The organism is Croceicoccus sp. BE223, assembly GCF_031457155.1.
In the GTDB taxonomy this organism is placed as follows: Bacteria; Pseudomonadota; Alphaproteobacteria; order Sphingomonadales; family Sphingomonadaceae; genus Croceicoccus.
This window is the reverse complement of the sequence record NZ_JAVDWB010000002.1, coordinates 417,908-429,265: the sequence shown is the minus strand read 5'-3', so window position 1 is coordinate 429,265 and position 11,358 is coordinate 417,908. Positions and strand designations below refer to the sequence as shown.

10 protein-coding genes are annotated in these 11,358 nt (G+C 67.3%); 9 read left to right on the top strand and 1 reads right to left on the bottom strand.

What is annotated here, in order from left to right:
- The first annotated feature begins 6 nt into the window (after positions 1–6).
- Genes gmd through J2X37_RS06040 form a run of 9 tightly spaced genes read left to right on the top strand, consistent with a single transcriptional unit; the run spans position 7 to position 9,840 of the window.
- The gene (gmd, locus tag J2X37_RS06080) at positions 7–1,077 is read left to right on the top strand and encodes a GDP-mannose 4,6-dehydratase (protein ID WP_310018917.1); all 1,071 of its coding nucleotides are present in this window, start codon (positions 7–9) and stop codon (positions 1,075–1,077) included.
- Positions 1,077–2,282, top strand: a complete 1,206-nt coding sequence (locus J2X37_RS06075; RefSeq protein ID WP_310018915.1) for a DegT/DnrJ/EryC1/StrS aminotransferase family protein — start codon at positions 1,077–1,079, stop codon at positions 2,280–2,282. Before gmd ends, J2X37_RS06075 begins: the two co-directional genes overlap by 1 nt.
- Complete coding sequence (locus J2X37_RS06070) at positions 2,279–3,136, top strand: NAD(P)-dependent oxidoreductase (RefSeq protein ID WP_310018913.1); 858 nt, start codon at positions 2,279–2,281, stop codon at positions 3,134–3,136. The genes J2X37_RS06075 and J2X37_RS06070 overlap by 4 nt, the downstream gene beginning before the upstream one ends.
- Entirely contained in the window at positions 3,133–4,182 is a 1,050-nt protein-coding gene (locus J2X37_RS06065) for a glycosyltransferase family 2 protein (RefSeq protein ID WP_310018911.1), read from the top strand. Before J2X37_RS06070 ends, J2X37_RS06065 begins: the two co-directional genes overlap by 4 nt.
- A complete protein-coding gene (locus tag J2X37_RS06060) occupies positions 4,179–5,105 on the top strand; it encodes a beta-1,6-N-acetylglucosaminyltransferase (protein WP_310018910.1) in 927 nt (308 codons plus the stop codon). Before J2X37_RS06065 ends, J2X37_RS06060 begins: the two co-directional genes overlap by 4 nt.
- Positions 5,102–6,067, top strand: a complete 966-nt coding sequence (locus J2X37_RS06055; protein ID WP_310018908.1) for a GDP-L-fucose synthase — start codon at positions 5,102–5,104, stop codon at positions 6,065–6,067. Before J2X37_RS06060 ends, J2X37_RS06055 begins: the two co-directional genes overlap by 4 nt.
- 10 nt (positions 6,068–6,077) lie before the next feature.
- The gene (locus J2X37_RS06050; protein WP_310018906.1) at positions 6,078–7,313 is read left to right on the top strand and encodes a WcaI family glycosyltransferase; all 1,236 of its coding nucleotides are present in this window, start codon (positions 6,078–6,080) and stop codon (positions 7,311–7,313) included.
- Entirely contained in the window at positions 7,310–8,689 is a 1,380-nt protein-coding gene (locus J2X37_RS06045; RefSeq protein WP_310018904.1) for a hypothetical protein, read from the top strand. Before J2X37_RS06050 ends, J2X37_RS06045 begins: the two co-directional genes overlap by 4 nt.
- Entirely contained in the window at positions 8,689–9,840 is a 1,152-nt protein-coding gene (locus J2X37_RS06040; protein ID WP_310018900.1) for an acyltransferase, read from the top strand. Before J2X37_RS06045 ends, J2X37_RS06040 begins: the two co-directional genes overlap by 1 nt.
- Here J2X37_RS06040 and J2X37_RS06035 read toward each other — a convergent pair.
- Positions 9,837–11,288, bottom strand: a complete 1,452-nt coding sequence (locus tag J2X37_RS06035; protein WP_310018898.1) for an O-antigen polymerase — start codon at positions 11,286–11,288, stop codon at positions 9,837–9,839. The two genes, J2X37_RS06040 and J2X37_RS06035, sit on opposite strands and share 4 nt — an antisense overlap.
- Positions 11,289–11,358: the final 70 nt, after the last annotated feature.

The following is an 11,358-nucleotide window of genomic DNA, read 5'->3' as shown; positions in this document are numbered from 1 at the left end:
CCGCAAATGGCAGGAAATCGCAAGGTTGCCCTGATAACCGGCGTGACCGGGCAGGACGGCGCCTACCTCGCGGAGCTTCTTCTGGAAAAGGGCTACGAGGTGCACGGCATCAAGCGCCGGTCCTCGTCCTTCAACACGGGCCGCATCGAGGGAATCTATCAGGATCCCCACGCCAGCGACCGGCGCTTTCACCTGCACTACGGCGATCTGACCGATGCGACGAACCTGATCCGCATCGTGCAGGAAACGCAACCTGACGAAATCTACAACCTCGCCGCGCAAAGCCACGTGCAGGTCAGCTTCGAGACACCGGAATATACTGCAAACGCCGACGGGATCGGCACCCTGCGGCTGCTCGAAGCGATCCGGATCCTGGGGATGGAGCGCAAGGTTCGCTTCTACCAGGCGTCGACATCCGAACTCTACGGCCTGGTGCAGGAGGTTCCGCAGCGGGAAACGACGCCGTTCTACCCGCGCAGCCCTTATGGCGCCGCCAAGCTCTATGCCTACTGGATCGTCGTGAACTACCGGGAAGCGTACGGCATGCACGCGTCCAACGGCATCCTGTTCAATCACGAAAGCCCGCTGCGCGGCGAGACCTTCGTCACGCGCAAGATCACGCGCGCCGCCGCCGCGATCCGGCTGGGCCGGCAGGAGCGGCTCTACCTTGGCAATCTCGATGCCAAGCGCGACTGGGGCCATGCCCGCGAATACGTGCGCGGCATGTGGCTGATGTGCCAACAGGACGAGCCGGGGGACTACGTTCTTGCGACGGGCGAGACGACCGAGGTTCGCGATTTCGTGCGCTGGTCGTTCGAGGATGTGGGGCTTCCGCTGGAATTTCGCGGCGAGGGTATCGACGAGAAGGGCTACTGCCAGCAGACGGGCCGCTGCCTGGTGGAGATTGATCCCCGCTACTTCCGCCCGACCGAAGTCGATCTCCTCCTGGGCGACCCGTCGAAGGCGCGTCAACAGTTGGGGTGGCACCATGAAACCAGCGTGCGCGAACTCGCGCGCGAAATGGTGGAGGCCGATCTCGAAGCCATGCGCGACGCGCCAATCGACAAGGACGCCTGATGCCCTATCGCATTCCGCTGGCCTACAACACCCTGGGCGACGCCGAGATTTCGGCGGCTCACGAGGTGCTGGCATCCGGCTTCCTCACGCAGGGCCGGCGGGTCGCGGCGTTCGAGCGGGAACTGGCCGAGATGCACGGCGTGCGGCACGCCATTCTCGTCAATTCGGGATCCTCGGCCAATCTCGTCGGGATCGAGGCGCTGGTCCAGCTTTCGCGTCTCAGGCCCGATCTGGTGGCCAGCGGGCGTGCCGTGGCGCCCGGAGACGAAGTGGTCATCCAGGGGCTCAACTGGCCCTCGACTCTTAAGCCGCTGACCAACCTCGGGCTGACGCCGGTGTTCTGCGACGTCGATCCTCACACCCTCAACGCCAGTGTTGAAACGGTCAGGGCGGCGTGCACCGAACGGACGCGTTTGGTCATCGCGGTGCCGGTGCTCGGCAACCCTTCCCACCTCGAGGACCTGGCCGATTTCTGCGCCGAACGCGGCGTCCTGCTGTTCGAGGATGCCTGCGAGACGATCGGCGCGGTGACCGAGCGCGGCCGGCCGGTCGGCACGATCGGTTCGGCCAGCGCGTTCAGTTTCTACTTCTCGCATCACCTGACGACGATCGAAGGCGGCGCGATCCTGACCGACAGCGACGAACTGGCCGATGTCGCCTACGCGCTTCGTGCGCACGGGTGGTCGCGCAACCTGAAGCTGGAGGGCTTTCTCGACTTCGATTCCGCGGCGATCGATCCACGGTTCTGCTTCGTGCTGCCCGGATACAACGTCCGGTCGACCGAATTGAACGCGGCGATCGGTTCGGTCCAGCTTGCCCGGCTGGGCGAGATGATCGAGGCGCGGCGCAAGGTGGCGGCCGGACGGATCGCCGCCATAGCCGGGGGCGACGCCCGCATACCCGGCGATGACATCGTGGACCGGCACAGCTGGATGACCACGCCGCTGCTGTTCCCCAGCCGCGAACGGCGGCTCGCCGCCCAGGCCTCGCTGGAAGCGGACGGCGTCGAGACCCGGCCCATCATCGTCGGCAATCTCCTGCGCCATCCCGTGTCGCGCATGCTGGGCCTGGCCTCGCATCAGGCCGAATTGCCGCACTGCGATGCCGTTTTCGACAATGGCCTGATGATCGGCCTGAACCCGGTGCCGAGCGACGAGGATGAAGCCTACGTCTGCGAGGCGCTGGCTCGCGCGGCGCGGGCGTGATCGAAGGGCGGTCCTCGCGCATCGGCCTCACCGGGGCGACCGGAACGCTGGGGCGCCATGTCGCGGCGGCGCTGGCGCGCCAAGGCCACGCGGTGGACCCGTTCGCGGGGGACGTGACCGATGCGGGGGCAACCCGCGCCTGGGCAGCCGGTTGCGAACTGGTGATCCATTGCGCCGCGCTGGTTCCGGTCGCGACGGTCGCCGCCGACACGGCGCGCGCCCTGGCTGTCAATGCCGGCGGTACGATCAACGTCGCGCGCGGCCTTGCGGACGGCGGCGGGCGGCTGGCGCTGGTTTCGACCAGCCATGTCTATCGCCCGTCGGACCTTCCGCTCTTGGAAGACGATCCGGTCGGACCGGTCAGCGATTATGGCCTGACGAAGCTGCATGGCGAGGACTGGGCCCGCCGCATTCTGGGCGACCCGCTGGTGATGCGGTTGTTTAGCTACTTCGATGCTCGGCAGGACTCCCTGTTCGTTGTGCCCGCACTCGCCGCCAGGATCGACGCGGCCGGGCCGGGTGCGCGGCTCGACCTGTTCGGCAGCACCAGCGTCCGGGACATCGCCGATGCGGCGTGGCTGGCCGAGCGGGTCGTCGCGCTGGCGCTGTCGGGGGCCGGCGGCGTGGTCAATGTCTGCACCGGGCAGGGGCACTCGATCGAAAAGATCGCTTCCCGGCTCGCGATGTCGATGGGCCGGGACGACGTGGTGTTCGCGCCTGCCGGCGACGCTCCCGCCAATACGCTCGTCGGCGATCCTTCGCTTATGGCGCGCCTTCTCCCCGAAGCGCCCGGCTTTGATCTGGAAGCCGCTCTGGCCCGCTTCGTCGTGCAGCGTGAGAAGGTGGCGCAATGACCGGGGTCAGCTTCTTCGTGCCCACGCTCAACCGCAATCCGATGGTGCTTCGCACGGTGCGTTCCTGCCTCGCCGCGCTCGAGACCGCGGGTGTTGCCGGAGAGGTGATCGTTCTCGATTCCGAAAGCGACGACGGTTCATGGGAAGCTCTCAACGCCGAATTCGGCAAGGATAGCCGGGTACGCCTGCGCCAGAATCGCCGTGGACTGGGGCCGACGCGAAGCTGGTGCGACAACGTGGCCGGGTTCGAAGGCGAGTATGCCACCTTCATCTGGTCGGACGATTATGTCGCGCCGCATTTCCTGACCACGCTGCTTCCGCCGCTGGAGGCGGGCGCTGCGCTCGCCATCGGCACGGGGGCGATCAGGCCGATGGACTGCGAAGAGCCGCTTTCGCGCGATGGCGGCCGGATCAAGGTTTCGCGCGGCGCGGCGGCATCGGGCTATCTGCGGAAAGGCAGGGCGGAAGGGTTTGCCTTGCCCGTCAGCCCCGCGGCGGCCCTTTTCCCGCGCCTGGCGGTGGAACGGTGGCTGGCCCGGGTCGAAGCCGTATCGCGTGCCACGCCCTTGCGCGAATATTTCATGTGGCGGCGCGCGATCGGACCCGATCTGCTGCTCTACTTCGTGGCGCTGGGCGACGACAAGGCGGGTGCGGTCTCGTGCTCGAAGGCCGAAGTCGCGCAGTTTTCCGCGCACGAGGGATCGATCACGATCTCGAGCAGCCCGTGGTTCCTGACCATGGGATACTGGCTGGCGCGATGCGCGGCGCTGACCGATCCGGCGATGGCGTTCGACCTGCCCGATGCCCGCGCAGACTTGAGCGAGGCGATCCTGCAGGGATATGTCCTGCGCTTCCGTGCGCCGGCGCAACTGCCCGGTTTCGGGCCCGCCGCGGATGTCCGGCATGCCATCACACAGGAAATCGACGGCTTGCGCAGGCTTGCTGTCGGGGCCGGCATCGGCCACGCCGCGCTCGCCTTGCCGGCGGCGCGCGCCATCGCCCGCCGGGTCGGGCGCAAGCTCGTCGGGACCGGGGCGGGCCGGTGAGCGGGGATCTCGCATTCCTGGTGCTGGCGCATGACGATCCGGCCATGCTGAAGCGGCTATGCCATCGCTTTGCGCCGTCTAGCGTCTACGTCCATCTCGACGCCAAGGCAGCGGACCTCGACGCTTCGACGCTGGCCGACATGGATCACGTCACGGTGCTGGATCGCCGCCATGCGATCGACTGGGCCGGCTTCGCCATGGTCGAGGCGACGCTCGACCTGCTTCGCGCGGCGCAGGCGGACGGGCTCGCCCGTCACACGCTGCTCCTGTCGGGTCATTGCTATCCGATCAGGCCGCTTGCGGCTCTGCGACAGAAGCTTTCCGCGCTTAATGGCGAAGACATCATCCAGATGGTTCGCGTCGACCGGGGATCGATCCTCACCGGGCTCGTCGGACGTCATTGGCGACAGGCGCCTTATCTGCCGGCCGGCCTCCGCGCGGGCTGGCCGATCCTCGCGCGGATCGACGACACGGCGCGACGGGTGCGCAACCGGGTTGCCCGCTCCGTGGGGCGCGACTTCCACCGGGAAAGCGGTGGGCTGCCCCTCTACCATGGCGCCTCGTGGTGGTGCCTCAGCCGCGCGACCGTGGAGGAGGTGCTCGCCGCCAACGATCGCGATCGGCGGCTGCACGATGCCCTGCGAACGGCGTTTGCCCCGGACGAGCTGTTTTTCCAGACGCTCATCGCGGCCGGACCGCGCGCCGGGCGCCAGCATGGCCCGACCACGGACTACGGCGGCGAAAACATCTACGAAGCGCCGCTGGTCCTCGTCGCGCGGGATGAGGGTCGCTGGCTTCGGGACGGCGAGCGGACGAGGGATATGATCGCCACGAGCGACCGGTATTTCGCGCGCAAGATCGCCAGCAGCGAGGCGGGCCTGCTCGACTGGATCGATCGCACGCAACTGGGCCTTGCGGCATGACCGGCACCTACGATCTTTCCGGCAAGCGCGTCTATGTCGCAGGGCATCGCGGAATGGTCGGATCGGCGATCGTGCGCCGTCTCGCGCAGGAGGATTGCGAAGTCCTGACAGCCGGGCGCGAGGTCGATCTGCGCGAACAGGCGCTGGTGCGAGACTGGTTCGCGAGCGAGAGGCCCGACGCGGTCTTCATGGCGGCGGCGCGCGTCGGCGGCATCCTCGCCAACGACAGCTACCCGGCGCAGTTCCTCTACGACAACCTGATGATCGAGGCCAACGTGATCGAGGCCGCGCGGCAGGCGGGGGTCGGGAAGCTGCTCATGCTCGGTTCGTCGTGCATCTATCCCCGCGAAGCGGCCCAGCCGATCACCGAAAGCGCACTGCTGACCGGCCCGCTGGAACAGACCAACAAGTGGTATGCCGTCGCCAAGATCGCCGGGGTCATGCTGTGCGACGCCTATCGCGCCGAATACGGCTGCGATTTCATCTCGGCCATGCCGACCAACCTTTACGGGCCCGGCGACAATTTCGATCTGGTGACAAGCCATGTCCTGCCTGCGCTGATCCGCAAGGCGCACGAAGCCAAGTTCGGCGGCGCGCAGACGATGACGGTGTGGGGATCCGGGCTGCCCCGGCGCGAATTCCTGCACGTCGACGATCTTGCCGACGCCTGCGTCTTCCTGATGCGGCATCACTCGGCAGCAGGGCCGATCAACGTCGGCTGCGGGAAGGATCTCTCGATTGCCGAACTGGCGCAACTGGTCTGCGCCACCGTCGGTTTCGAAGGAACGCTCGACTTCGACCGCGGGCGCCCGGACGGGACGATGCGAAAGGTCCTCGACGTCTCGCGGCTGACGGCGCTGGGCTGGCAGCCGCGCATCGGCCTCCAGGACGGAATTGCGCGGGTCTACCAGGATTTCCTCGTCTCGGGCGCGCGTCACGTCCGGTTCGACCGCCCAGCCTGAAAAGCCCGCCGTGCGGATCCTGATCGTCGGTCTCAATTACGCGCCGGAGCCGGTCGGCATCGGTCCCTACACCGCGGGTCTTGCGGAAGGGCTCGCGTCGCTCGGGCACGTGGTCGAGGTCGTCGCCGGGCGGCCGTATTATCCGCAGTGGCAGGCGGCGGACGGGTTTCCGGCCCGCTGGCATCGCCGGGTCGAGCGCGGTGTCGGCGTTACGCGCTGCCCGCATTACATTCCCGCGATGCCGAGCGGGATGAAGCGACTGGTGCATCTGAGCTCCTTTTCGCTGGCGGCGCTGTTCCCCGCGATTCGCCGGGCCCGCGCCTTGCGACCCGACGCGGTCCTCGTCGTCGCGCCGTCCCTGCTGGCGGTGCCCGTGGCATGGCTGTCGGCGCGGCTGAGCGGGGCGATGCTGTGGATCCACGTGCAGGATTTCGAGCTGGAGGCGGCGCAGGCTACCGGCCTGCTGGCAGGCGACGGACTGCTGGCGCGCATCGGCCGGTGGGTCGAGCGTGCCTTGCTTCGCTCTGGCGATTGTGTTTCCACCATCAGCCCGGCCATGCGCGCGCGCCTTGCAGCCAAGGGCGTTTCGCCCGACCGTATATTCGAGATGCGCAACTGGTCGAACCATGCACCGGATAGCGGGACTTCTCCGCCCGACGGCGGCTATCGGGCGCGCTGGCAGCTCGGCGAGGCGAAGGTCGCGCTCTATTCCGGCAACATCGCCAACAAGCAGGGCCTGGACATCGTGATCGAGGCGGCGCGCCAGTTGGCGGATCGTCGCGACATCGTCTTCGTCATCTGCGGCGAAGGGCCGAACCGCCGCCTTCTCGAACAACAGGCCGCCAGGCTCGCGAATGTGCAGTTCCACGATCTTCAGCCGGCGGAACGAGTGGGGGAACTGCTTGCGCTGGCGCACTGTCATCTGCTGCCGCAGCTGGCGGGCGCGGCCGACCTGGTGTTGCCCTCCAAGCTGACCAACATGCTCCGGTCCGGGCGGCCGGTCGTGGCGACGGCGGCGGCGGGGACGGGACTGGCCGACGAAGTCGAGGGGTGCGGACTGGTCACGCCGCCCGGGGACGCGGCGGCGTTGGCGTCGGCCATCGCCACGCTGGCCGACGATGCGCCGCTTGCCGATCGGCTCGGCGATGCAGGGCGGCGGCGCGCCCGGGAACGCTGGTCGCAGGATGCCATCATCGCGACGGCCGAAGGCGAAGTGCGGCGCAGGGCCGGGATACGCGCAGCATGATCGGGCACGTGTTCCGCCGGATGCGCGGTCCGGGGCTTGCCGGCAACATCGGGGCGCAGGGCACCAGCCAGGCGGTGAACATGCTGATGCAGCTCGTCTCGGTGCCGATCCTCGCCTCGAACTGGGGGCTGGAGGTCTATGGCATCTGGCTGATCCTCTTCGCCTTCCCGCAATACCTCGCGATGAGCGACCTGGGCCTGATCGGCGCAGCGACGAACGAGGTGTCGATGGCGGCGGCGCAGGGGCGCGACGACGCGGCGCTCGACCTGATGCAGGCCTTGCAGACGCTCATGACCTGGATCGGGCTGACCATCACCGTCCTTGTCATGCTGGTGCTGGCTGGGCCCGGCGCCCACTGGCTCGATTTCGCGCAGGCGGCGACCGGAGGGCAGGCCTTGTGGGTCATGGCGGCGATCGTCGGGTGGTGCGTGCTGGGGCAGCATCTCGCGGTCGCGCTGGGCGGCTTGCGGGCCGGCGGCCACTATCCCGCCGCGGTCAACCTGATGACGGCGGCAACCCTGTGCGAAACGGTGGCGCTGTGGATCTGGGTGATGGCCGGGGGCGGCCTGCTCGGCGCGGCGCTGTGCTACCTGATCGGCCACGTCGTCTTCCTCGTCCTGATGCGCGTTACGCTCGCGCGGCGCGTGCCCTGGCTTGCGCAATGGCACTGGCGTCCGCGCTACGGCGCTCTCAAGGGCCTGTTGCGGCCGGCGCTCGGCATGATCCTCGTGCCGCTATGCTACGCGTTGTCGATGCAGGGGATCGTGATCGCCGTCGGCGCCGCTCTTGGCGCGGCGGCGGTGCCGTTGTTCACCAGCGTGCGCACCCTGACACGAGCGGCCGTCCAGGTGACAAGCGTGGTCAATGTCGCCTCGATGCCGGAATACACCGTGTCCCACGCTCGCGGAGATCGCGCCAAGAGCGAGGACATCGTCGCCCTGTCGATCGTGTTCGGGCTTGTCGTGCTTGTCCCGGCGGCGATCGGCCTCGCCTTTCTGGGCCAATGGTTCGTGACGGTCTGGACGGGCGGGACGATCCATCCCTCGATCGGCGTAGTCCTCTTCCTGACGGCGGCCATGGTGCTGAACGGACTTTGGGTGCCGCTCAGCAACCTGATCATGGCCATCAACCAGCCGGGACGGTTCAGCTACTTCTTCGCCGCCCTCGCGCTTTGCGAGGTGCTCGCGGCGTGGTTCCTGGCGCGGCAGTTCGGCGTCGTCGGCGCGGCGGCGGCCGTCGCGGCGTTCGACGCCGTCATGCTGGCGTGGATCGCATACCAGGCCCGCTCGATCGGCATGGTCCACCTGGCCGCGCTGCGCGCCGCGCCCGCGCGGGTGCTGGCGATGGGGCGGCGCCTGCACAGGGATGGCGCCTGATGGCGACCGCGCCGACCAAGGTCATGGACGAAAGTCTCGCCAGTGATCGGCAGGTCGTGGTCCACGGGTGGATCGACGCCATGCGGATCGTCGCCGCCTTCGCGGTCATGGTCGGACACCTGCGCGACATGCTCTGGCAGGATTACGCCGGCGATTGGCGGTGGGCGGTCGCCTACGCCGGGACAGGGCTCGGCCATCAGGCGGTCATCGTCTTTTTCGTGATCAGCGGATACTGGATCACCGCGAGCGTCATGCGCCGCATCGACGCGCCCTCGTTCTGGCCGCTCTACATGATCGATAGGGTAACCCGCCTGCAAGTCGTGCTGGTCGCCGCGCTCGCGCTCACCTTCGTTGTCGACAAGGCGGGCCTGACATGGGTGGGCGGGCCGCTTTATGAAGGGACGTCCGGCGCTCATAGCGTCAAGGACGGCATCGCGCAGGACTTGGGACTATCGTCGCTGGTAGGCAACCTTGCCTTCGGGCAAGGCCTGTTCGCGCCGACCTTCGGATCGAACGCTCCGCTCTGGTCGCTCGCCTACGAGTTCTGGTTCTATGTCTGCTTCCCGGCGCTCTTCCTCCTGTTCGCAAGGCGACGGGTCACATGGGCATTGGCGTCAGTCGTGGTGATGGCGCTGTGGCCCGAGGTCGCTTTCGGCTTTGCATGCTGGCTTGCGGGCGCCGCGGTCTGGTGGGTGGTCGATAGCGGCCGTGCCGGACGGGCGCGCTGGCCCCTTCTGGAAAGCATTGGCGCGTCGGGGGCTTTCCTGGTTACGGCGGTCCTCGCCTCACAATGGGGGGGCGCGGCGAGCGACCTTGTCCTGGCGGGCATGTTCGCGCTCCTGCTCTTGGCGCTGTTCCGCTCGTCGGCACGCCTGCCAAGCGCGCCGCTCTTCCTGCAGCGCTGGGGCCAGACGGGGAGCTATTCGCTCTACGCCCTGCATTACCCGCTGGCCTTGCTGCTGGCGGCGATGACGCTCAACACCCTGACTGCTGGCGCGCGGATGTCACCCGGCCCGCTCGCGCTCGCGGTGCTCCTGGTGCTTGTCCTCGTCGTCTTCTGTGCCGGACTGGCTTTTGCAGCGCTGATCGAGGTGCGCACCCCCGCGGTGCGACGCGCGCTGCGGGAACGGGTCTTGCGGAGCGGCCGCTAGAACCGGGGTGCCGGCACCAGCGCGGCGAGCCGCCGCCGCCGTTCCGCCGGCGTAGCCGGGATCGCCTCGGCCTTCACTCCATCGGTCTCGGCTTCAAGAGACGCGGCACCAACCGGGCGCGTCCCTCGCTTCGAACCGACACCGCCCGGAGTGCGGATCCCCATGATGCGTCCGATCGCCCAGGTGAGACCCAGGGGAATCGCCAAGTAGAACAACGTCATCTTCATCAGCGACAGCAGCGATCCGTCGCGAAATCCGACGATGCCGATCGCGGTGAACAGGAGGCTGGTCACGATCGTCATGATATTGGCATCGGGGCGCATGCAGCGGCGATAGATGAGCGAAAACAGCGCCGCGAACGCCGCGCACTGGATCACGACACCCAGGTAGCCGAGTTCGAACCAGCCAAAACCCGGGAGCGACAGCGTCATGCCGAAGGGCGAACCATAGTCATAGATGTTGAAGAGCTGCACCGGCGGACCCGCGGGCTTGCCCGGCCATAACGTGCGCGGGACCCATTCGGTGAAGATCTGGAGATTGGACAGGAAGTAGTCGTACGTCCCGGTCCGCTGCGGCACGATATAGACGATGTATTCGAAATACTCGAGATTGGCGAAGTCCATGTGCTCCAGCGGCTTGAGGTTGTCGAGCCGATAGACATCCCCCTGCTGCGCGACAAAAAGGGCGCGAATGCTTCGTCCGCGATCGACGACGACCAGATTGAACAGCGTGAGCGCGATGATGCCCAGCAGCGACGCCTTCAGTTCAGGCCAGCGCCGGCGCTGATCGTAGAGGTAGAAGATGATCATCATGGCCGCGGCGTAGATGAACGCGCCGCGTCCGCCCGAACCGGCCTTCAGCAGGACGAACAAGCCGAACGGCAGAAGTGACCAGAGGCGAAACCGGAAAAGCCATGCGAACAGCACCGCAAGGGTCGCGCCGACAAGCTGGAATTCGTAGAAATAGCCGCTGCCGGTCGTGTTAATGGAGGTGCGGGTCGTCTCGTCATAGATCATCGTCGAGGTCAGGTTGCTCGACGTATTCCACTGGTAGAGGATGGCCGCGATGCTCACCGGCGCGAGCAGCAGGGCCGCGATGACGAAAGGCCGGCGCAACGTCCTGCGCTGCGCGACGATTTCCGGGTCGTGCCGGAAGACGACGGGATCGCGCGCCACGGCAAGGCTGACCGCCATGAAGGTCAGGTATCCCAGGTTGGCGGCGAGGATGACGGTGATCTTGTCGCTGAGCGACGGATAGAAACCGAAGGTCGTGTACACGAAGGTGAAATCGCTGATCCGTGCCACGATCGGCCGCAGCACGAAGATGAAGCCGTGGAACAGGGAATAGATCGTCGCGGGGTGCATCAGGCAGGCTGCCGGCTGCCGCACGTAGACCAGTGTGGTGCCCACGAAGACCAGCAGGGAGGCAAGCAGGACGAAATCGTACATGTGGCTTCCTTGAGGAGCGGGGCACCGACTGGCCGGGCGACCGGGGGATCACTCCTCATTGGCCCTTGCG

What these genes read in the sequence shown, in the direction of transcription:
- gmd (WP_310018917.1), top strand. Translation starts at nt 7, where the DNA reads ATGGCAGGAAATCGCAAGGTTGCCCTGATAACCGGCGTGACCGGGCAG.
- J2X37_RS06075 (WP_310018915.1), top strand. Translation starts at nt 1,077, where the DNA reads ATGCCCTATCGCATTCCGCTGGCCTACAACACCCTGGGCGACGCCGAG.
- J2X37_RS06065 (WP_310018911.1), top strand. Translation starts at nt 3,133, where the DNA reads ATGACCGGGGTCAGCTTCTTCGTGCCCACGCTCAACCGCAATCCGATG.
- J2X37_RS06055 (WP_310018908.1), top strand. Translation starts at nt 5,102, where the DNA reads ATGACCGGCACCTACGATCTTTCCGGCAAGCGCGTCTATGTCGCAGGG.
- J2X37_RS06045 (WP_310018904.1), top strand. Translation starts at nt 7,310, where the DNA reads ATGATCGGGCACGTGTTCCGCCGGATGCGCGGTCCGGGGCTTGCCGGC.
- J2X37_RS06040 (WP_310018900.1), top strand. Translation starts at nt 8,689, where the DNA reads ATGGCGACCGCGCCGACCAAGGTCATGGACGAAAGTCTCGCCAGTGAT.
- J2X37_RS06035 (WP_310018898.1), bottom strand. Translation starts at nt 11,288, where the DNA reads ATGTACGATTTCGTCCTGCTTGCCTCCCTGCTGGTCTTCGTGGGCACC.